The sequence below is a fragment of the Radiobacillus sp. PE A8.2 genome (assembly GCF_045635475.1).
Classification (GTDB): domain Bacteria; phylum Bacillota; class Bacilli; order Bacillales; family Amphibacillaceae; genus JBJGXI01.
Genome location: NZ_JBJGXI010000015.1, coordinates 33,379 through 54,890, shown reverse-complemented (window position 1 = coordinate 54,890; position 21,512 = coordinate 33,379). Strand labels below are relative to the sequence as shown.

The following is a 21,512-nucleotide window of genomic DNA, read 5'->3' as shown; positions in this document are numbered from 1 at the left end:
CTTAACTAGTCTTCTGTTCTAGTAACTTCCTTAACTGATCACGATTACTAATATCCATTTTTTTGTACAGCATGGAAATATAGTTCTTAACTGTGCCTCTAGTAATATCTAATTCTTCAGCGATTAATTTATTCGTCCATCCTCGGTTAATATATTGAATGAGCTTTAGTTCTTTTTCACTAAGTTCCTTCTGTTGAAGCTTTCCTTCTATAAATGCCAAAGAGTCTTCCCTTTCTATTTTATGAAGCTCCGATAGCCTTTCAGAAAATTTATTTATAAAGTACTTTGGGACAACAAATTGATCATCCATTGCTAATAACAATACGTATTTAAATTGATCGAGGCTGGACTCTTTCAATATATATCCATCTATTCCGACAATGATGCCTCGTTCAAGCTGGGGGTGACTTTGCATTTCAGTGAGCATGATAACCTTCGTATTGGGGTAATTCTTTTTAATCCATTTCGCATACTCAAGGCCACTATCCTCTGGAAGCTGCATATCAATCAAACATAAATCAGGCAGTATTTCTCCCGTTTCTATATATGCAATAATTTCCTTACCATTGCTCACATGTGCAAGAACCTGGAATTCTTCCATTTTCATAACAAAGCTTGCAAGCATTTCACAAAAAAGTGTTTGCGGCTCTGCAATCAAGACGTTGTATGTTCCTTTCACTACTCTCATCTCCTTGGGACGAACTCCTTGCTGGCACCTTCTTCACAACCCTCTGTTTAATCAATTCCGAGTTAGGAAGCTTGATTATGATCACTTCTTTCACTATTAAGCTTTCTCCTATGCTTATTCCTTACTTTGATATAGTAATTCCCATCTGAAATACTAAAAAATAACTTTATCCCGAATAGCTTTAATGGCGAAAACACTTCCTTCATTTGAATTAACGGCATTACTCATTCTCCTTTCATTTGAGTCAATTTCATAGCTTTTTTCAGAAATTGTTGATTGGAAATGGTATAAAAGCAGTAATGGGAATTGATTAATTTACCAAAACATAAAAAAGACCAGCAAAATGGAAAGATGCGATCATAAATGGTTGTATATCTCTTATTTCAACATTTTATTATTTCTGGCATAGAGAGGCTCAAAAACACTGATAACGATAAAAGCCAGCATGATTCCAAAACCATCAGCAACAACTACATCAATGAATTGGCCTGTTCTTCCTGGAATAAATGTCTGATGAAATTCATCCAAGTAGGCAATTACAAATGCGAAGATTCCGCTTATTAAAAGTGTTTTTTTATGTGTTATTTTTCTTAGACGAAGGGTCAAAAAGCAAAGCAGCGTTAGTAAAAAATAGCCAACACTATGCCCAATTTTTCTTAATGCAAATTCGATAAATGCATATGGCGCACGAGTAGAAACGACTTGGCTATTGTATGTCATTGTAAATTCCGGCAATGGATGGTCAGAGAAATCTACTAATTTTCTCAACAGTGGCTTTATATCCTGTTGCTGATATGGCATACTTGAAAATAAAAAAATAACGACGAATATAATCGCCGTTACACTTGCAGATACTATAAAAAGTCGTTTTTGATTTAACAATACTGCTCACTTCTCTCAACAATCTTCAAGCCTTTTTGTTCTCTTTATCTATCAGACAGTCACTTTCTGAAATTGCTTTAAGCAATCGATAACGTTATCTCGTAATTCGCTCAACATTCTTTCACCTTCAAAACGGCCTGTTGCTTTCACCCCAAGATAAATACAAAGTGCTGCTTCTTCATCTGATTCCACAATACAAAACCATGATTCATTCAATAACTTTACTTTCAATATATTGGCCATTGGCAGTTGAATAGATTCTGATTTCCGTTTTTGCACAAAAATTCTTTCCCTCGCTCGATAATCTTCTACCTCACTAATTAGCTGATTAGCTAGTTTTGCCTGCTCATTAGCTACCCGGAAATACCGATAAACTTCATCCATGTATGTTTTTTGGTCCTGTTCACCTGGTACAAATGTCGCAACGTCTTCAAGAAAATAGCCGTACGTATCAAATAGCTCTAGCTGTGCATCGTATAACGTCATATCTTTTGATTTATAAAAGGCCGCAACTTCTGCGATCAATATCGCCGCTTGCATCCCATCCTGGTCACGCACAAAATCACTGATTAGATACCCATTACACGCATCATATCCAAATAGAAAACGATGCTCAGTAGCGTGCGCTAACTCGTTTACTTTCTCCCCTATATACTTAAATCCATTCAAAGTATCAATGGTTTTTAAGCCAAACGTAAGAGCAATTTCCCTGCCCAGTTCAGAAGTGACCAAGGTTTTTACGATTGTTCCATGCCTCGGCAGTTCACCTTTGGTTTGCATTTGTGAGATTATATAGTGTAAAATCAGAACCGCTAATTGATTGCTAGACAAGAGTTGATATTCACTACTGCCATCTTTAATAGCAACACGCAATCGACCACCCTCAGGAGCAATCATAAGTAACATATCAGCTCTTACCTCGTTACCATAGCCTGCCATATACTTAACTAACGCACTATTACTAGAAATAGATGAAAAGCTAGCATCTGACACTGAGGCTTCTTCATATTCGTGTATGTTGATAAAACCAATTGATGAAAGAGCAGGTTTAATCAGCTTCTTCGTACTTCCATTTGATGACGTATAAACAATGCACAAATCGTTTTCACTGATAACAGCTGGATTTACAACTATTTTTTGGAGTTCTGCCAAATATGCCTGGTCAACTTCGTCTCCTAAACTAGTAATTAAATTGATCAAGGTTAACTCCGGTACATTTGCTACTTCTACATCCAGAGCATTTTGAATCTTATCCACCTGTTCCATTAATTTAGTTGCTTCTTTTGTACGAAGTTGTGCTCCGTCTGCCCCATACACTTTAACCTCTAGATAGTCTGCTAAATCGTTATTAGTCGTAAACACGATTCCGGCATACGCATTTAGATAGCGTGTCGCAAAAGACAGCACTGGAATCGGAGACGACTGATCAAAGAAATAAATAGGAATACCGTGCAAGCCTATTGTTTTAGCAGCTTCTAAAGCAAATTCTGCTGACTGATTTTGAGAATCATAAGCAATAACGACGCCACGCACACGATCATAAATACTTTTTTCTTTCATGTATTGAGCTAGCCCCTCTGCTACCTTTCTTACATTATATTTATTAATACGATTGGGCCCCGGTCCAAGCTTACCATGCATTCCATCCAACCCAAATTTCAATTCGTCCGAGAAGCAATTGACTAATTGCCTGCAAACACGCTCCATCTCATCCAATTGCCTTCTTAACTCCTGGTCCAGCCCTTCAAATTGCTTCCACTTTTCATATTCCACTTGCCATTCCACTGCCACTCACCCCCTATCGCTCTACAAGTAAATCATGCTATTTGAATCAATTTCATTGTTAGCTTAAAGCCTTATCCAAAACTTGTTGCCTGAACACGACGTAAAATCATTATTAGGAAATTGATTAATATATCCATAAATTTCGATGTATCAGGAATATCCTAAATTGTAATGTTTAGACCCTTATACCAATGCATAAGGGCCAAGTATCTAACACTTCCTCTTGTTAGCTATAGTGAAGCTCAACCGACTCGTCTTCATCACTCCAGAGGAAGTCCACATTAGCTGTCCCAGGTCCCATCATTGTCTGCTTCACGTCAAGTACCTCTAACACCGGCTGTTGCCATTTCTTCATATGTATCACCTCCTTTATTCTCACATAATTTCTTAACATAGCGATATACGATTAAAGCACGCATTAGGACACGCAAAGCAGGGTGAAATGCATATTCCGGTTTTGGCCCATCCCTCGCTTCCTCTATAAAAGACTGGATCAACTCTATGTTTAGATACGGACAAATTACAGGATCTCCTACTAATTGATCTAGTTCTTGTAAAAATTGATCCCACACGGCAGCCATGCGATGAACCCAATCCGCACCCTGAACACCGCGTATTTTTTGATTCAACCGGACGTGATCTGGCAAATATCCTGCAGTTGAACGCCTGACTAATGCACGATCTTGCCCATTTTTGACGAACTGGTTCTCTGGAATCGATAAGCAATACTGGATGACTCGACTGTCATTGGTAGGATCACGATTCCACATTTTATAACGTAATGATAACTTTGTGGCAGATGTACCTGTTGCATTCCACACATAAGCACGTTGGAAATGCTGCCTTCTAACCTCACTAGAGCTCAATGGGCTTGTATCCAAAATATTTTCATCTTGTGCTGCTATTTTCTCGTACACGTTCATGTCCCGTCCAAAACTTTCATTAATTAACGCTGGGAGATGATAGTTTTGCTGTGATTGACGTAGAAATGGAAAAGCCTTTCTGCTAATTACAGAAAGGACGCGTTTTTGTGATACATGCATGTTGTTACTATATAGAGGTAGTTCTCGGTACAGTCGGAACCATTTCATCTTCCTAAGTAACTTACTATAATGCTCCAATGCAGACCCCCATGAGATTGTAAAATTTCCTCTTGCCCCATTTAACATCATCGTGACCTTTTCATTTTTGGCTGCTTCATAAATACCTTTCAACCAAAACGAATTCTCAAAAAATTTGTATGGCATTTCCATAATATCGAGCCATTCGTCCATTTCTGTATATGGGCTTATACCCTGAAAACTTAAGTAATTCGCATTTATATTTCCTACATGGTCAACGATGCCTTCAATCACCGAGCTTTCATCTGCCATTCTGTGGCTCGGGGTCCAGTCAACAAAATCGTGCTCTGGGACATACGTATATGTATGTAATGCTTTATTATCTTTTTTCAATACATTTGCTGCATAGCCTACAATAGCACCCGAATCTAGTCCACCACTCAGTTGCACACCTACTTGACCAGTCGTTCGTAGGCGATCGTTCACTGCGCGTTGAAATACGTCTTGAAATGCTGCTACATAGTCTTGCTCCTGTTTAAACTTAATCTTCTTACTTAAATCTAGGGCTGTATATTTTCTAATCATTATTTTTTCCCTGCTCGCGATTATTGAGTGGTTCGGAGGAAGCTGCTTTATATCTTGCATGACTGTAATTGTTGGATTTATCGCGTCAACCATGTCCGCAATGGCTAAATGCTCGGCAAGCCATTCCTCATTCAACTGTTTTCTTACATAAGGCAAACGAACCAGTGCTTCGATTGTCGTACAAAAACAGAAGCGGTTATCATCCTGGTAATAATAAAGCGTCCGCATGCCAGAGAAATCCCTTGCTCCGAACAACTCCTGACGCTGCTCATCCCAGATCATAAATGCAAAATCACCAACTAAGTACCCTGGAACATCCGCTCCCCACTTGCAATACGCCAAGAGAATGAGCTGGCTGTCAGGCATATTCTTCTGCCTGTCTTTTTGTATGTGCAACTGTTCAAACAGCTCTTTGCGATTATCGATGAGCGCATCCGCTGTAATCAATAATTTTCTTTCGCTATCATAATATGGCAACGGTTCTCCAATTGATTCCGGTGTAATCCACTGTGCATGACAACCGAAAAACACAGGTCCCTGTTCCCAGATTTGCACATCATCTGCTGGAAATTCACGTAATGCACTCATCATCAGCGATACGTTACTTGAGGAAATCGGTTGGTTATCGATTTGAAGAATACCGGCAATCGCACTCATTCCTATCCCCTCCATTGTCCGTTATTTATTGCACTTTAATCACTAATCTACGCTTGATTAACGAGCTTACTAAACAATCCATTCGTTTGCATGGAAAGCTGTTGAAATCCACCTTGTTGGATCACTTGCCCATTCTCCAAGACAATAACTTGATCGGCATTTTTAATTGTAGATAAACGATGCGCAATAATAATAATCGTCATTTTTCCTTTTAAGCGATCAATTGCTTGTTGGATGATTCTCTCATTCTCCGTATCTAGCGAACTCGTCGCTTCATCTAATACAAGCACGGATGGCTTTCGCAAAATTGCTCGTGCTAACACGAGCCGTTGCCGCTCTCCACCCGACAATTTTATACCACGATCACCGATTACTGTATCGAGATTTTCCGCTAAATTGCGCACAAAATCTGCAGCAGATGCGAATTCAATCGCTTCCCAAATTTGCACTTCACTCGCTTCTGGTGCGACTAGTAACATATTTTCTCTTATTGATGTATTAAACAAAAATGGATCCTGCGGAACATAGCTTAATGCGTTTCGTAATGCTCGTATTTTGTCACCCGCAAGGGGCTCACCGTCTATTGTTACACTTCCTGTCTCTGGACGATTAAGACCCATCAATAAGTCAACGAGTGTACTTTTTCCAGCACCAGATTTTCCGGCAATTGCAGTAATCTGATTTGCAGGTATGAAAATATTAGTATCCTTCAACGCATATACCGACTTCTCACTGTCATAGCGGAACGTCGTATTTACACATCTTATCCCATCGTTAATTTGAACAGGTTCTATAAGTTCATCGCTATCAGTAGCGAATTCCAGTTCTTCTTCTGTTTGGTATTGTAAAGCTTGCACAGCCTGGAGGGATGGAATCGTCATCGCGATTTGCTCCATCGAGTTCTGAATACCAGTAACCTGTGGCCACAACCTCGAGAAAATTACGATAATGATCGTCAATTGTGCTACCTGAGCAGCAAATAGTTGAATAGCCGCAAACACAAAGACAGCGATAAATACTGCAGATGCAATTTTGTAAATTGCTTGTGTCGTCGTTTTTAATTTTATAAAATCGACATGTTGTTCTTTCATTTGTTTCGTAATCGAATGATACCAACCTAACCTCGGCGCTTCTAAACTATTACTTTTAATATCTTTAATCCCGTTTATTTGATCGGTTATGCCAGCTAAATATGCTTTGCCGAGTTCTACATTGCGATTCCCTAGCTGCAACGAGCGTTTCAAGTAATTCCGGTTCATAAAAATCAGCACGAGCCCACATAACAAGACAAAAGAAGTAATCGTAGGTGACAGAAAAAAGGCGAGGATAATTTGCAAGGTCGTCAGGATAAACGATGCTAATAGCTTTAAGAAAGCTTGTGTACCTGCGTTCGTACGGGCAATTTCAGCAGATAATATATGGATTAAATCAGATTTTCTCGTTTTTCTAAAGAAGCTCCAATTTGCTTTCAGTAAGGATGTGTACGTTTGGATTTGTAAATAGCGCAAAAATCCTTGTTGAATAATCGTATTTCGTACTGTTATATGACGATGTAATAGATTTTGCCCAACAGCTATACATATATAGATAGACAGAATAAGTAATAGAGCGTATGTAGTTGGGAGTGAATCAAAGATAGTAAAAAGGCTTCCAAACGGCAGTTCAGCAGCATTCATATCGACAATACCGCTTAAGCTAATCATCGGTATAAGCAACAATATCGCAATTCCGTCTAATAAACCGGTCCCCATCATCGCAAGCACATTGATATATAGTTTTTTTCCGGCAAATTCATGTAGCTGTTTAAAAAAGTAAAATATATATTTCATTCGGTATCACCTCCCATGCTTGGATCCTAATTTTTTGCTATTATTCATGAACACGTACGATACCTTCTGCGATTAACTGACAAACAAATTCAATTGTATGTTGCTCACATTGCACTCTTTCTACTTGATATTGCTTCATTAACTCCGTTACCAAAGCTTCGATCGTAATTGGTTTCTCCAGCTGGTCCCAAATCTCGCCACCTAGCTCCCCAAGGTTATAATACTTACCATTTTGCACACTAAGCATTACCTTTTCTCCATTCATATTACTTACAATGTTACCTTCCACTTGACTAACGATTTGTTCTGTAGATATACTTTGTACCTTACTCATGATTTGATTATTCCCCTTTCGATTGTAGATAAAATTATTTCCGCAAGCTCATCAGCGGTAAACCGTGTTATTGGACGCTGCAGTTGATAAACACCAATATGACTAGCCATCTTCACACAGGTTTGAAAATGCCAATCTAGTAATCCTGAACGAGCAATTAATTGATTTCGATACGTATGCTTGAACAACATATGAAACTGATAGAGCCCGTCAATCGGTTGCACCCTTACCTCATTCTTGTCCGTCTTTACTAATTCAAAAACCGCCGCCAAAGGTAGCACGTTTGTTTCGAATTGCTCGGTAACTGGTACAGCGAACTTTGTGTCCCGAAAAACAATCGGCTTGAGCTCACTCGCATCCTGACCAAATTCATTTAATGATTCTAACCATAGCTTTTGATGTGGATATGCCGGCGTTAACATTGGCTGACCATCAGCTGTGAATGTGACAGGAATAATATCATCACTTAACAATTGATACTCCCTTTTCAAAAAAGCTCGTGCAAGCGTTGATTTTCCGGCACCGGAGTCCCCAACAACCGCATACGCTTTTCCGTTAATCGCAATTGCACTACCATGTAGCGGGATAATATTCCGCTGCATCAACATAACACCCATACACGTGCCAAGCAGATAAAGCCTCATATGATCTTGTTTGTTTTCATTGATTGGAGAAACAGCAATATGATTGCCATTCTTAATTAAAAAAGCGGCCGTTTCAGGTACATGGAACAACACCCAATTATCTTCAACGACAAAATAACTACCTGGTTGTGATTTTTCTTCCCACATGCTAACTAAATCAGCTTCCGTCCGGTCTATAATAATATCTGCTTCCGCTTCCAGCACAGGAGTTTCCGGTATTTCTGGTAAAGAAAAAGAACTGATCATATTAAACCCAAACGCTCGGTAAGTTAACTTTTCTCTCGTTTTTATCATCTCGTACGTGTCCCCCCATCGAATAACCTTTTACGAAAATAATGGCCCATTATACGTAATGTATAAGGACCTTATTTCCGTAACCTATCTCACCGCGATATGTAACATATCCGACGAAACAATTCCAATGTAATCATACAATTGCACGCTACCTTAGCTAAAAGTCAAATCGTCAAAATTTGCTCCAGCAGAGAAATCAGCATCCAACTGGTTACCGCTAGCTCCCGCCATTGTCATTTTAACGTCTAGTACTTCAAGCTCAGGCTTGCTCCATTGTTTATTCATCATATCACCTCCTTAAAACCTTCTACTTTCAATTAAATATTTGAACAAATCGATATACAATCAGCGCCCGCATTAACAACTTAAAATCAACATCTGTTGCATATTCTGCTTTCGGGCCTTGCTTCATTTTCTCAACAGCACGTTTCAATACATTGGTATCAAGATATTGTTGCATGCGCTCATCAGAAATTAGTTGCGTTGCTTCTTGTATAAAAGCTTCCCAATGTGTGCGCATCCGGTAGACCGTATCGACGCCTTGAAAACCGCGAACACGTTGATTTAACCGCACTTTATCTGGCAATACATGCTCCGTTGCTCGTCGAATTAACGCGCGGTCTAACCCTTTTTGGACGAATTGATTGGCTGGTAAAGCTAAACAAAAACTTACGACACGAATGTCATTGGTCGGATCACGTTTCAAAACGCCATACTGTAGCGATAATTTACAGGAAAGTGTGTTCCCGCAATTCCAAGGTGAGATGTCTTCATATATCAGTTCCCGCCCATCCCGATTGCTATCATCCGGAAACCAGCCATGCTCGTCAATGCCAAAGCGATCAAGCTTATCAAATACAGCTGTTCGTTTGGCAAATGAAGTGTTAATTAGCATTGGCATTGTTTCCGTCTCTCGTCTGTGCATGTCAAGAAATGGGAGACTATTTTTTGCAATAATTGATAATCTTTGCTTCCGAGAACCACCAACTTTTTGACTATACGCGGTAAGTTCTTGGTAAAGCTTGATTAACCGTAACTTTTTCAGAAGTGACGCATAATAATCGAGCGCCGCTCCCCAAGAAATGGTAAAATTGCCTCGATCCCCATTAAGTAAAATACCAACATCTTGCTCCTGTGCTTTTTCGAACATTCCTGTTAGCCAAATTGAGTTTTCAAAAAATTTATAAGGCATTTCCATCGCAGCTGTTGTTGCATCTATTTCCGAGTATGCATCTTTTCCTGGAAAATCCAGGTAATGTGTGCTTATACCGCCAATCTTGTCTACTGTCGCTTGAATATACTCACTTTCGTTAGCAACAAATGAGCTAGAAGTATAATCTTTAAAATCAGCAGGTGGTATATAACTATACGTATGTAGTTGTTTGCCTTGTTCTTGAAGCCGTTTGGCTGCAAACCCAGCAACCGCTCCAGAATCCAAACCGCCACTAAGCTGTGCACCAACATTACGATGCGTGCGTAATCGAACATCGACAGCATCCTGAAAGATATCTTGAAATGCTTCCACATACGCTTGATCATTTTTTAGTTTGATTTGCTTTCCAGAAGAGAAGCTACCGTATTTTGTTAACCTGCAAGTTTCACTCGTAATCGTGACCGAATGAAAGGGAGGTACTTGTTCAATATTTTGATAAGGTGTTAAACGAGCATCAACCGTATCAATTAGTCCTGATATGGCTAAGTGCTCTGCCAACCATTGTTCATTTAATTGCGACTGTACATTTGATAACGACAGTAGGGCTTCGATCGTTGTACTAAACGCAAATCTCTCTTGGTCACGCACATAATAAAGGGTTCGATAGCCGGAGGCATCCCTCGCACCAAATAGCTGCTGTTTTTTCTGATCCCAGACCATGAAAGCAAAATCACCAACTAAATATTTAGGTGCTTCTTCTCCCCACTTACAATACGCTAACAAGATCAGTTGACTATCGGGTATAGTCTTTCTTTTATCTTTCGGTATTTGTAGCAACTCATATAATGCCTGACGATTATCAAGCATCGCATCAGCAGTAATCGCTAGCTGTCTTTCATTATCTACATACGGCAGAGGTTCTCCAATTGACTCCGGTGTGATCCATTGTGCGAGACAGCCTAAAAACAGGTTATCTTGCTTATATATCCGGATATCATCTGCAGGATATTTACTTAGTGCATCCATCATCTGTGTGATGTTTTCGTCTGATACAGGCTGTTGATTAACCTGATAAATGCCTGTAATAGCACCCATATATATCCCCCCCTCACGCAACAAGTTTACTTTTCGAGCAATTTGGCGAAAACACGTACAACCGTAAAATTATGCATGATTTTACCGCCACTAATATACGCCGTACCACTTCGTAACCAGGCATGTGCAATTAGTTTGCCAGCATCATCTTTCGCCGTACCCATGTAGAGTGTACTTTCAATGTTACGCCGCTCTAGCATTTTCATCGCGGCGATTGCTTGTACAAGACAAGCACTTTCCCAAATCGTGTATTTGCTAATGGTTGTAATTGCTTTTGCCACATCTCTTTTTATAGATAAATCTTCGCTATCCTCTTGCGCTGTCTCCAACCATTCCTCGCCCAACAAGCGAGATACCCTAGAAAACGGCATAGCTTTTAATATTCTCGCTCTTGCAAGATTAAAATAGGCTTCTATATATAACAGTTTTTTACGAAAAGGGATATGAAGGAATCTTTTAATTTTTCGGAGTAACATTACAATCACACCCTTTCCACGAAAAGAAAAATTTTAATTTATGCATAAGTTTCTAATTTTTCATCAAGTAGATGGATCATCATTTCCTCTACCTGTGACCCAAATTCACTACTGTTCAATGCAAATGCTAAAGTTGTCTTAACGAATCCTAAAGCATCCCCAACATCATAGCTTTTGCCCTCATATTCATAAGCACGAACATCTTTCACTCGTTTTAATTGATCTATTGCTTTCGCTAGTTGAAAATCTCCATCAACATTTAAGAATTGGAATAACTCAGGTGTGAAAATATAACGGCCCATCAGCGCTAAATCAGAAGAAGCCGCGCGAGAAGCAGGTTTTTCTAAGCATGCTGCGATTTGATAAAGCTTCCCTTCTCTGCTTGCAGGTTGAACAATTCCGGAACGATGTGTTTTATGATCAGCAACTTGCTGCACGCCAATAACCGATGCACCTGTTTCTTCGTATTGCTCGATTAATTGTTTTAAACAAGGAATGTCGTGATCCACAATAGTATCGGGTAATAAAACAGCGAAAGGCTCATTACCGATAAAATTCCTAGCACACCAAATTGCATGTCCGAGTCCATTGGGCTGCTTTTGTCTAATAAAATGCATGTCTGCAAAAGTGGACGCATGATCTACTTTTGCTAATAAATCTAACTTCCCTTTTTCTGCAAGATGTCTTTCTAAATCAGGCACATGATCAAAATGGTCTTCTATCATTCGTTTTCCGTTTCCAGTAACGATTATAATATCCTCAATTCCTGATTCCACTGCCTCTTCCACTATGTATTGAATCGTTGGTTTATCTATGATTGGAAGCATTTCTTTAGGCATCGCCTTGGTTGTTGGCAAAAATCTCGTTCCAAGGCCTGCCGCCGGAATAATTGCTTTCTTAATTTTCCCCATTGCTTCCTCCCCCTTCCACTAAATCGCTAATGAAACAATACCTTCCAGGTACTATTTCATTAACAATTTAATACGATGACCCCGCCGTTCTTGAACGGCGATTAATCCGTATGTAAAATCACGGGCATCGAACCCACCCTCACATCATGCTATCGCCGACTAGCGCTAAGGTCAGGAATATTTCCAGCCCACAGCATGACCGAGTGCCTCCATTGATATGGGTTAGGAGGCATCACCCTTGTTGTCTTGCTACTTCGTTAAATCTGAGCTAAACATCCAAAGCATGTTGCCTTCTACTACAAAATCCATGAACGTCCAACTCATCGAATTCGCGCTGTTCCTCTTTGAACTATTTATATCAAACCAAAAGTAATAATCCATATACCAAAAGTTATAGATAGACTAATTTATTCCGATTTTTTTGATTTTTTCCACATTTCTAAACAGAAATAGCGACAAAAAGTGCTTTCCGGATAGTGGCTGGCTAAAAAAAGGCATTAGGCGCTGGCGTTAGTTCCATATTTCTCAAAGATGGTGAATATTCCTTACTAGAGGTTCTTTTGGTAAAGTTGGTTGTTTTTTAGACTTCGTAGAAATCAGCCGTACTAAAAAAAGCCCCTCGACAGATAAGAAACTCCTACCTGTCAAGAGGCTAACTACTCACTTAAATTGCGCGTTTCAGAAGGTGCTTTTTGAACAACTTTTTATAAGAAAGATGTAACTCTCATCTCTTTTTTCGCTTGATTACCAACTGTGTCACCTACTTAAAATACAATTGTATTCTGACCTTTGACCAGCTTTATATCGTACTTGCCATTTTCTGTTGCAGCTACTTTGATTTCATTTTCCCCTTCTATTAACGTCACTTGATAAGCACCTACTTCATTAGGTTCTACGATTTCTCCTGCTACCGTTACCTCGATCCCCCTGAAAAACATAGCCATTTAGATTCTATTCAGACAGGTCCTCTCTCCTTTTCCTGAATAATATGTCCGATCGACATGCCCAGACGTTTTTTCACCACCGCAATGACGCTCTCCTGCTATAGTTCCACCTACCAATCTCCCCGCGGCAAAACGCACGCACTCATATAGAACCACTCACACATATCGATCCAGAAGCACAAAAAAAGAGCCCCCAAAAAGGACTCTCTTCATTCACCCACTATAAAGCAACCGCAATTCCTTCGCTTTAAACACTGCTTTCGTGCGACGGTTAACACCTAATTTTGTAAAGATGTTATGATTGTGCACTTTAACCGTCCCTTCTTTTAATCCTAGCTTGCGGGCAATTTCTTGATTGGAGTTACCTGCTGCCATTAAATTAAGCACTTCGATTTCTCTTTCTGTTAACTCATCGAATAACATCATATCTGCTGTATCTTCCGCATGCTTGGTATGCGGTTCATGCTGACTAGGATTAAGTACTTGCAAAAGACTATAGCTGATAATCATCTGTGTACCAAGGTGTTTTACCGTATCTACCTGCTCTTTTGTAAATAATCCTGCGATCCAATGATTTTCCAAATACAAGATGCCTTTAATTTGTCCTTGAACCGATATCGGAAGACAAAGTGCTGATTTGGGCTTATGCCTTTTTACATAAGACAAATGTTTATAAACTTCATCTTCCGTCATATTATCGACCTGTACAATTCGCTGACTTCGTGACACATACCTAATCAGTTCACGGGGAACGTTTAAGGCATTTTCTAACGATTCATTTATGATCGTGCATTCATTTGATCCTGTTACAATCGACGTGATATAGATCTCTTTGTCTTCGACTGTGAAAAAAATTGCCCGCTCTGCTAATGATCTTTGTTTTATCGTACAAAGCCATTCTTTTAATAGCTTTTCGTTATTCACTTCATCTGATAACGTCTCCGAAATCCTCACGATACTTTCTAGATCTGTTTGTTGGTCATCGTTTAACGTGTCTGCTTCCAATCGTGATGTTTGTACTTGCTCCTCATTACAAAATGCTGGATACGCTTGACGAATTAATTTTACTTTTAGCGTTGCTCCCCATTCTTTGTAGTGATTGACTGCTTGTTGGAAATGAAATTTTGCAAGCCGATCCCTTCCAACAGCTAAATAAAATTTAGCTGTTAATTCGTGAGCAATCGCAACATTCCTTCCATAACCACTAGTTTCAGCTGATTTAATCGCTTGTTCATAAAGGCATGCAGCTTTTTCATAAAAGTGTTCTATCCTTGCATATTCTGCACGCAAAAGCCACTCTTTATGTTCGAATGCATTTTTGTTATCTTTTCTCCATATCGAAAATTGCCGTAATACTTTAGCCATTTCCCGTAACAATTGTTTACAATCTTCATGTTGTTTCTGAGACTGTGCGCTCGCCAATGATTTATAAAACAAAAACTCGGGATAGTGTGTGAAGTATTGCATATTTTCAATATTATCTTCAGCTTGACTAGCAAAATCAGTAGCTTCGGTATAGTGCTCATGGATAAAAGCAATTTGTGTTTTATACGTATAATACTGAAACATGCCGTATTGGCCCCTCCCGTTAGCTGATATCTCTTTCACCCACTCCGCTTCATTAAAATCCCCATTTTCTAATGTAAGTGAATCGTCTGTAAGACCTTGCAAGCAACGTGCAAATTGAATATATGCACTGGCTTGTAGCTTATTGTAGGAATCATTAATTTGCTCTAATCTCACCATCGATTGTTTGCTCGCAGCGGTGATATTATCTAATGTTTCATACATATATACAGCACTCATATGCATCGCTAATGCGTTACTCGCAAACACATAATCACCAACATTTAAGGCATGTTTGAGCGCTTTTTTCACATACGGCAAACCATTCTCTCCATGCCCGTACCATTGACAAACCCCTCCACCAAACAACACATATACTTTAGATAGGATCGACGGCATGCAAGAATCCTCAGCCAAGCTAACTGCTAATTGACCGATACGGTACCCTCTCTCTACCTGGTTTAATGCAGTACAGAGAAGGATACCATAGTTTACATACACCGCAGGGGCAATGTTCACCTTTCCATACGCTAGGGTAAGCTCGATGAACTTATGGAGAAGGAGAACGTGTAGATCACGATTTTGATAATAAGAAGGTATCAAGAGCTGATACAACAAGTCCATAGCCATAGCTACCTCTCGATTCCTTACATCTGGAAGATCACGTAATGTTTCAAATCCTTTTGGAAACTGTTCACGCATGTCTGTTAATGCGCGACGAACCTCAATCTTATCAGGATGCATTGCCAGATTTAGACCCGCAGTATTTAAACAGCTAAGCCCTATTTCGATTGCCTTAATAAAATTCCCTTGGCTATTCGCTACAGAAATTTTCCGACTATAGACACGTGCAATTGACTCCCAATCTTGGCTAACTTTCAGCAAGTAATCGTGAAGACATTCGCTTTGGCGATTATTTCCACACAGATATTCAACATCCGCTAGTTCAAGATATAAGTTAAAACAAAAGCTAAAATCACGCACCCACTTTTTATCGTCTAAATAACTAACTGCCTCCCGATAGTATTCGGCAGCCTTTTGATAGGCCACTGTCTTTTTCGCACAGTTTCCAGCATGCTCATTTAAAAGTAATAACTTTTCCTTTTCTTGTACATCTATTAAATCTTTACCTTTGTTATAATGATAGACAACCTTATAAAGCACCGCATCCGTTTGATTTATTTCATTTAAAAACCTACCTATTCGCAAATGCAACTGCTTTTTTTGCTCTTCTTTTAGAAGCGAATAAGCCATCTCACGAATATGATCATGGAAAAATGTAGACCGCTTTTTACCATTAGCTTTATCTGGTCCAAGAACGAGTCCTTCTGCTTGAGCTAATATTAATCCTGCATTCACTTCTGTTGTCGATAATGTAGAAAATCGATGAAGATCATCTTGATAAAATTCGGTACCAAAGCAAGCTGCTACCTTTAACATTTCAAACACATGCTTAGGTAGTCGATTAAGTTTATCGACCATGTGCGCAACGATATAATCTTTATCCGCAATTCCCTCAATTTCTTGCTCATTCCAAGACCATTTTCTTTTTTGTTTATCAAACGTTAGCCAACACTCGGTTTCCATCAACTGTAGTAACTGCTTTACGTAAAATGGATTCCCTGCTGTTTTGCGAAAAATCAATTGAGCTAACCCGAAACACTCATCTTCATCACTGTGAAGGGAGTCAGCAACGAGCTGCGCTACATCATCCACTAAGAGATTCGATAATGTCAACACATCATACTTTTGACCAGCCTTTTCCATCTTGTCGTAGCAAGTTTGTAAAGCAGCAGAAACCATGTCTCCCTCTTGCCTTACTGAAGCGATTACGAAGAACCGCTTACTCATTGGATCAGCTAACAGCGAATCTAGTAAATCCAGTGTCGCATCATCAGCCCACTGGATTTCATCAAGAAACAATACTAATGGTTGGTTCACGGTAGCGAACACCATGACGAAATTGCGAAACACTTGGACAAAGCGGTTTTTAAGCTTTCCAGATGACAATGATTCAACATGAGGTTGTTCACCAATAAGATCGGTTAATTCAGGAATCACATCGGTAATAATTTTTCCATTTCTCCCGATTGCCTTTTGAATAGCCATCCGCCATTCTTCTACTTGATCGTTCGGCTTCATCAAAATTTCTTGAATTACTTTCTTAAATGCCTTTACTAGTGCTTGGTATGGAATGTTTTGTCGAACTTGATCAAACTTCCCCGAAATAAAATACGCACGGTTTTGAATTAACCCCTTGAATTGTTCCTGCACCAACGTCGTTTTCCCGATACCTGCTGGCCCATTAATAAAAACTAGCTCTGTCGCACCGAATGCAGCACGTTGAAATATATCATAAAGCTCTTTTATTTCCTTTTCCCTTCCGTAAAACTGAGCGCTTATTGCAAATTCACCATTATTTGATGTTAGCGATAGCGGAAATGCTTGTATATTACCTGTTTCACAGATTTCTTGGTAGCAAGTAGATAAATCCTTTACAAGATCTACCGTATACTGGTACCTGTTCAACGGATCTTTTTCTAACAATGTCATGACGATATTATTAATCATCGCCGGAACCATTCGATTCATGTTCGTTAAAGCTATTGGTTGCACCGATATATGTAAGTGCTTCCATTTTTGATGTTCAAAATCAGCAAAAGGATACTTACCATTTGTGAATATTTCATACAATAATATACCAAATGCATACAAATCCGCCCTATAATTAAAAGCTTTTCCTTTGTGAAGAATCGACTCCGGCGACTGGTATTTCTGGTCACTATTTATTTCTTTAGGAAGTGGTAAAATACTAATCTGATTATTCGGTTGTAAGATAATTTGCTCTGGAACAATAGTTAGGTAGGCCCGATCTTGTTGATGAAACGCTTGAAGTGTTTGTGCGAGTTGAACAACGATATGCAGTGCATCTTCCGTATTTAATATTTTCTGCTTAAAAGCTACATGAAGAGGAATACCATCCGTATCTTCCAAGACAATGCCATTTTCAATGACAGCCACCGGCCGCAAAACATGCGGTAGTGAAAGTTGTCCATGCGCGTATAATTCCTTTTCTAATGCTTGTCCTCGCTGATTTTCATCCGTACTATTTTCACGTATAATGACATGTTTACTTGTTGAAACCCGGAGAGCTTTAACGAATTTATAACCTTTCACAAACCAACTAGACTCTAACAATTGATACTGATTAGATTTCATCCTATCCCCTCATACCCCTAATTTTTGTTACTTATATAATACAAAAGATATAGGCTTTATGATATATTTATCTGGTAATTTATTCTATAATCGTGTGACAATTTTCTCATGTTTTTGTGAAAAAATGTGTGTTTTTGTAGAAACGGCTCGGTTTTTGCGTGGGATCTATGTCACTTAATTTATGGAGCTAACTAGGAATAATATCTATTGTAGGACAATCTTGCGACTAAACCAACCCACTTTTAATAGTAAGCGACACCTTTGTGCCAAATCTCTAGAAGTGATACCACCCCAACCCTCAAACTCACCAAAAATTCCCAATACACATCCCCTCGATTTCACCTAAACAATCGTCCAATAAATTCGAGGAAAACGGTTATGCAGTGATTGTCCTGCCTGATAGTACATTTCTAACAAATCCAGACCAAGAAAAAATATTAACAGCAAATGTAGCTGACGAGCTATCAAGTGGAACTAATGTTGATCAATTGTTACAAACGGAAAGTGGTCAAATTACTTCGACTGTTGGGGATACAGAATATGAAATACATTATCAAAAGTAGGCTGGAAAATTTCATTGTAAAATCTAGTAATGTCCAAAACATCTCTCATAATACTAGCGATCACGCCAATAGTGTTTCAGCGGCAACTGAAGAGCAAGCATGCGTGATGGGAGAATTTGCCCAAGCTGCGGAATCATTAGCTGAAATGGCAAAAAGTTTACAAAACCAGATTAAACAATTTAGTCAATCAAAGCAGCAGGGTGTCCATTTACTAATTTGATGTGGGCACCCTGTTTTTTTTAAAAAGCCAACTATTTCTTCTACTTGAACACGACATCTTACCACAACAGCGCTAAGTGGCCCCCACCCCAAAAAAGGTTTAATTCTCCAATAACGAGGTAAACAGTACTTATAATATTAGTAGAATAGGAGTGTAATGGCGATGAAGGCATCCGAGGCTGTGGTCAGCATATTAAATGATTGGAAAGTTAACCATGTGTACGGTTATCCAGGTGACTCGGTCAATAACCTGATCGAAGAATTTAGAAAATCTAAAGATGAGATCCAGTTTATACAGGTGCGGCATGAGGAAGTTGCAGCACTTGCGGCATCAGCAGAGGCTAAGCTTTCGAACCAAATTGGTGTTTGTGTTTCGATTGGTGGACCTGGTGCCATCCATTTATTGAATGGCATGTATGATGCTAAAGAGGACCAAGCCCCGATGCTAGTGATTACTGGGCAAATATCACACGATTTGTTAGGAACAGAAAATTTTCAGGAGGTTAACCTCGAACGGTTATTTGATGATGTAGCTGTTTTTAACAGACGTATTACTTCTGGTGAACAGATGGAACCTCTTTTGAAGCAGGCCCTCAAAGAGGCATATGAGAAAAAAGGTGTGTCTGTGATTACCGTACCCGATGATTTGTTTAAAGCGAAAGTCCACAAACCAAAACTACGTTCAACCGTTACGAGTGAATATCATATACTGCCAGACCATACTAGCTTGAAGAATGCTGCTGCACTGATAGAGCAAGCAGAAAAGCCGGTTATTTTAGCCGGCAGAGGCGTACTCGATGCAAGAAGTGAATTAATTGAGTTCGCAGAAAAAATCGCTGCTCCTGTTGTTGTTTCTCTAAGGGGGAAAGGTGTGTTGCCGGACGAGCATCCACTAAACCTAGGGAATCTCGGTCAAATTGGAACGAAACCAGCTTATGAGGCCATGCAGGAAACAGATTTGCTATTACTAATCGGCACCTCTTATCCTTATCGTGAATTTTTACCAAAGCAGGTACCCGCTGTTCAAATCGATATCAATCCAAGCAGTATTGGCAAATGGTATCCGGTAGACGTTGGGCTTATTTGTTCTGCAAAGCATATGCTCACTGGTTTCAATGAACAGCTTAATTACAGGGAAAACCGGAATTTTTTACAAGCATGTCAGAAAAATATGCAAAATTGGTGGAAGCATCTTGATGGGATCGCTGCCGAATCACCCGAAGATAAGTCACTAGAAGGGCCACAGGTTATTGATCAATTACATAGCTTTATTGAGGATGACGCGATTTTATCGGTCGATGTCGGCAATGTTACGTCCTGGACTGCAAGATTTTTTCGACTCACCAATCAGCGGTTTGTAACGTCAAGTTGGTTAGCAACAATGGGCTGCGGATTGCCTGGAGCGATTGCCGCAAAAGTGAATGAACCAGACCGGCAAGTGGTCGCCATTTGTGGTGATGGTGGATTTTCAATGGTGATGCAAGATTTCTTAACCGCGGTAAAATATCAGCTTCCCATTACAGTGATCATACTGAACAATGAAAAAATCGCAATGATAAAATACGAACAGGAGCAATTAGGAAACATACCATACCAGACTGATTTACAACCGTTTCAATATCATCAGTTTGCCGAAATTTCTGGAGGCGAGGGCTATCAAGTAAGAAATAAACAGGAATTAGCAGCTGCTTTAACTGCTGCTAAAAAAAGCAAACGACCTGTAATTATAAATGTGGAAATAGATGATCGTGCACCTCTTCCTGGAAAAATTGAATGGTCACAGGCTGCATCCTATTCCAAGCATCTGTGGAAAAAAGTTATTGAAGGTAATGACGATTTGGATATGCCGCCGTTAAAAACAGTATTGAAGAGACTATTATAGGAGCTTTCAAATGAAATATTTACTAGTGCTTATCTGTTGTCTACCTACTTTATTAACAAGCGGCTGTTCGCTCAGGGTGCTAGATCCTGCGAGTAAAACCGCCAGTGCCCAATCCGATTTAATATATTTCAGTTTTTTTCTGATGCTTGTCGTTCTGCTGATTGTGTTTAGCTTGTTCGCACATTTTATTCGCAAATATCGCGCCGGAAACAGCGCGCACTCAACGTATAACTATCCGGATGATAATAGGCGGTTGGAATTGCTATGGACCATATTGCCAATTATTTTGTTAACCATATTGGCAGTTCCAACCGTTATAGTCACTTATCAGCAATCACCTAATCAGTACGTATCAACAGAAAAACAGCAGGAAGACCAGGTTCATATTCAGGTCACAGCTGAGCGGTACAGCTGGCAGTTCCGTTATGAAAATGGAGAAACGTCTACAAATAATTTGTACCTACCCAGTAATCAGGAAGTCGTCTTTCATCTTCAATCAAACGATGTGATCCATTCTTTCTGGATTCCGTCTCTTGGCGGTAAGGTTGATGTCCTTCCAGATCAGGAAAACAGCCTGACTATTGCCGATATGGAGGAAGGCGTGTACCAAGGAAAATGCGCAGAATTTTGCGGTATTGAACACAGTCGGATGCGTTTCACAGCACATGTATTATCTGCACAGGCATTTCAGCATTGGCTCAACCAATAAATTTTCACGAAGGCTT

The 21,512-nt window shown here is 39.5% G+C and carries 19 protein-coding genes; 4 read left to right on the top strand and 15 right to left on the bottom strand.

Annotation, left to right across the window (positions count from 1 at the left end):
- Window position 1: 1 nt before the first annotated feature.
- From ACI6MV_RS10080 to ACI6MV_RS10010, 15 genes are all read right to left on the bottom strand, one after another.
- Entirely contained in the window at window positions 2–688 is a 687-nt protein-coding gene (locus tag ACI6MV_RS10080) for a response regulator (protein WP_407270164.1), read from the bottom strand.
- 62 nt (window positions 689–750) lie between these two features.
- Window positions 751–909, bottom strand: a complete 159-nt coding sequence (locus ACI6MV_RS10075; protein WP_407270163.1) for a hypothetical protein — start codon at window positions 907–909, stop codon at window positions 751–753.
- A gap of 157 nt (window positions 910–1,066) precedes the next feature.
- Complete coding sequence (locus ACI6MV_RS10070; protein WP_407270162.1) at window positions 1,067–1,570, bottom strand: VanZ family protein; 504 nt, start codon at window positions 1,568–1,570, stop codon at window positions 1,067–1,069.
- Between the two features lie 51 nt (window positions 1,571–1,621).
- Window positions 1,622–3,355 carry a phosphohexomutase domain-containing protein gene (locus ACI6MV_RS10065; protein ID WP_407270161.1) on the bottom strand — a complete coding sequence of 578 codons (1,734 nt, stop codon included), beginning with the start codon at window positions 3,353–3,355 and terminating at the stop codon, window positions 1,622–1,624.
- A 226-nt stretch (window positions 3,356–3,581) separates the two neighbouring features.
- Window positions 3,582–3,710 carry a paeninodin family lasso peptide gene (locus ACI6MV_RS10060; protein WP_407270160.1) on the bottom strand — a complete coding sequence of 43 codons (129 nt, stop codon included), beginning with the start codon at window positions 3,708–3,710 and terminating at the stop codon, window positions 3,582–3,584.
- On the bottom strand, window positions 3,673–5,658 hold the full coding sequence (locus ACI6MV_RS10055) for an asparagine synthase-related protein (RefSeq protein WP_407270159.1): 1,986 nt from the start codon (window positions 5,656–5,658) through the stop codon (window positions 3,673–3,675). The genes ACI6MV_RS10060 and ACI6MV_RS10055 overlap by 38 nt, the downstream gene beginning before the upstream one ends.
- A 47-nt stretch (window positions 5,659–5,705) precedes the next feature.
- Entirely contained in the window at window positions 5,706–7,487 is a 1,782-nt protein-coding gene (locus ACI6MV_RS10050; RefSeq protein WP_407270158.1) for an ABC transporter ATP-binding protein, read from the bottom strand.
- 40 nt (window positions 7,488–7,527) lie between these two features.
- Window positions 7,528–7,824, bottom strand: a complete 297-nt coding sequence (locus ACI6MV_RS10045; RefSeq protein ID WP_407270185.1) for a lasso peptide biosynthesis PqqD family chaperone — start codon at window positions 7,822–7,824, stop codon at window positions 7,528–7,530.
- Window positions 7,818–8,759 carry an aldolase gene (locus ACI6MV_RS10040; protein ID WP_407270157.1) on the bottom strand — a complete coding sequence of 314 codons (942 nt, stop codon included), beginning with the start codon at window positions 8,757–8,759 and terminating at the stop codon, window positions 7,818–7,820. Before ACI6MV_RS10040 ends, ACI6MV_RS10045 begins: the two co-directional genes overlap by 7 nt.
- A gap of 153 nt (window positions 8,760–8,912) precedes the next feature.
- Complete coding sequence (locus tag ACI6MV_RS10035; protein ID WP_407270156.1) at window positions 8,913–9,044, bottom strand: paeninodin family lasso peptide; 132 nt, start codon at window positions 9,042–9,044, stop codon at window positions 8,913–8,915.
- Window positions 9,045–9,072: 28 nt separating this feature from the next.
- The gene (locus ACI6MV_RS10030; RefSeq protein WP_407270155.1) at window positions 9,073–11,007 is read right to left on the bottom strand and encodes an asparagine synthase-related protein; all 1,935 of its coding nucleotides are present in this window, start codon (window positions 11,005–11,007) and stop codon (window positions 9,073–9,075) included.
- Between the two features lie 26 nt (window positions 11,008–11,033).
- The gene (locus tag ACI6MV_RS10025; RefSeq protein WP_407270154.1) at window positions 11,034–11,483 is read right to left on the bottom strand and encodes a lasso peptide biosynthesis B2 protein; all 450 of its coding nucleotides are present in this window, start codon (window positions 11,481–11,483) and stop codon (window positions 11,034–11,036) included.
- Window positions 11,484–11,521: 38 nt separating this feature from the next.
- The gene (locus ACI6MV_RS10020) at window positions 11,522–12,394 is read right to left on the bottom strand and encodes a UTP--glucose-1-phosphate uridylyltransferase (RefSeq protein WP_407270153.1); all 873 of its coding nucleotides are present in this window, start codon (window positions 12,392–12,394) and stop codon (window positions 11,522–11,524) included.
- A 764-nt stretch (window positions 12,395–13,158) separates the two neighbouring features.
- A complete protein-coding gene (locus tag ACI6MV_RS10015) occupies window positions 13,159–13,338 on the bottom strand; it encodes a hypothetical protein (RefSeq protein WP_407270152.1) in 180 nt (59 codons plus the stop codon).
- 213 nt (window positions 13,339–13,551) lie between these two features.
- Window positions 13,552–18,123, bottom strand: a complete 4,572-nt coding sequence (locus tag ACI6MV_RS10010; protein WP_407270151.1) for an AAA family ATPase — start codon at window positions 18,121–18,123, stop codon at window positions 13,552–13,554.
- A gap of 383 nt (window positions 18,124–18,506) precedes the next feature.
- Between ACI6MV_RS10010 and ACI6MV_RS10005 the strand changes: the two genes are divergently transcribed.
- The 4 genes from ACI6MV_RS10005 (at window position 18,507) to coxB (ending at window position 21,496) form a co-directional block, all read left to right on the top strand.
- On the top strand, window positions 18,507–18,686 hold the full coding sequence (locus ACI6MV_RS10005) for a PDC sensor domain-containing protein (RefSeq protein WP_407270150.1): 180 nt from the start codon (window positions 18,507–18,509) through the stop codon (window positions 18,684–18,686).
- The gene (locus tag ACI6MV_RS10000) at window positions 18,664–18,906 is read left to right on the top strand and encodes a hypothetical protein (protein ID WP_407270149.1); all 243 of its coding nucleotides are present in this window, start codon (window positions 18,664–18,666) and stop codon (window positions 18,904–18,906) included. Before ACI6MV_RS10005 ends, ACI6MV_RS10000 begins: the two co-directional genes overlap by 23 nt.
- A 156-nt stretch (window positions 18,907–19,062) precedes the next feature.
- Entirely contained in the window at window positions 19,063–20,787 is a 1,725-nt protein-coding gene (locus ACI6MV_RS09995; RefSeq protein WP_407270148.1) for a pyruvate oxidase, read from the top strand.
- Between the two features lie 10 nt (window positions 20,788–20,797).
- Window positions 20,798–21,496 (top strand): cytochrome c oxidase subunit II, encoded by a 699-nt coding sequence (coxB, locus tag ACI6MV_RS09990; protein ID WP_407270147.1) that lies wholly within the window; start codon window positions 20,798–20,800, stop codon window positions 21,494–21,496.
- Window positions 21,497–21,512 lie beyond the last annotated feature (16 nt).

Excerpts from the sequence above, each read along its gene's own strand:
- ACI6MV_RS10080 (WP_407270164.1), bottom strand. The coding sequence starts at position 688 with ATGAGAGTAGTGAAAGGAACATACAACGTCTTGATTGCAGAGCCGCAA.
- ACI6MV_RS10075 (WP_407270163.1), bottom strand. The coding sequence starts at position 909 with ATGCCGTTAATTCAAATGAAGGAAGTGTTTTCGCCATTAAAGCTATTC.
- ACI6MV_RS10060 (WP_407270160.1), bottom strand. The coding sequence starts at position 3,710 with ATGAAGAAATGGCAACAGCCGGTGTTAGAGGTACTTGACGTGAAGCAG.
- ACI6MV_RS10055 (WP_407270159.1), bottom strand. The coding sequence starts at position 5,658 with ATGAGTGCGATTGCCGGTATTCTTCAAATCGATAACCAACCGATTTCC.
- ACI6MV_RS10050 (WP_407270158.1), bottom strand. The coding sequence starts at position 7,487 with ATGAAATATATATTTTACTTTTTTAAACAGCTACATGAATTTGCCGGA.
- ACI6MV_RS10040 (WP_407270157.1), bottom strand. The coding sequence starts at position 8,759 with ATGATAAAAACGAGAGAAAAGTTAACTTACCGAGCGTTTGGGTTTAAT.
- ACI6MV_RS10035 (WP_407270156.1), bottom strand. The coding sequence starts at position 9,044 with ATGAATAAACAATGGAGCAAGCCTGAGCTTGAAGTACTAGACGTTAAA.
- ACI6MV_RS10030 (WP_407270155.1), bottom strand. The coding sequence starts at position 11,007 with ATGGGTGCTATTACAGGCATTTATCAGGTTAATCAACAGCCTGTATCA.
- ACI6MV_RS10025 (WP_407270154.1), bottom strand. The coding sequence starts at position 11,483 with ATGTTACTCCGAAAAATTAAAAGATTCCTTCATATCCCTTTTCGTAAA.
- ACI6MV_RS10020 (WP_407270153.1), bottom strand. The coding sequence starts at position 12,394 with ATGGGGAAAATTAAGAAAGCAATTATTCCGGCGGCAGGCCTTGGAACG.
- ACI6MV_RS10015 (WP_407270152.1), bottom strand. The coding sequence starts at position 13,338 with ATGGCTATGTTTTTCAGGGGGATCGAGGTAACGGTAGCAGGAGAAATC.
- ACI6MV_RS10010 (WP_407270151.1), bottom strand. The coding sequence starts at position 18,123 with ATGAAATCTAATCAGTATCAATTGTTAGAGTCTAGTTGGTTTGTGAAA.
- ACI6MV_RS10000 (WP_407270149.1), top strand. The coding sequence starts at position 18,664 with ATGAAATACATTATCAAAAGTAGGCTGGAAAATTTCATTGTAAAATCT.
- ACI6MV_RS09995 (WP_407270148.1), top strand. The coding sequence starts at position 19,063 with ATGGCGATGAAGGCATCCGAGGCTGTGGTCAGCATATTAAATGATTGG.
- coxB (WP_407270147.1), top strand. The coding sequence starts at position 20,798 with ATGAAATATTTACTAGTGCTTATCTGTTGTCTACCTACTTTATTAACA.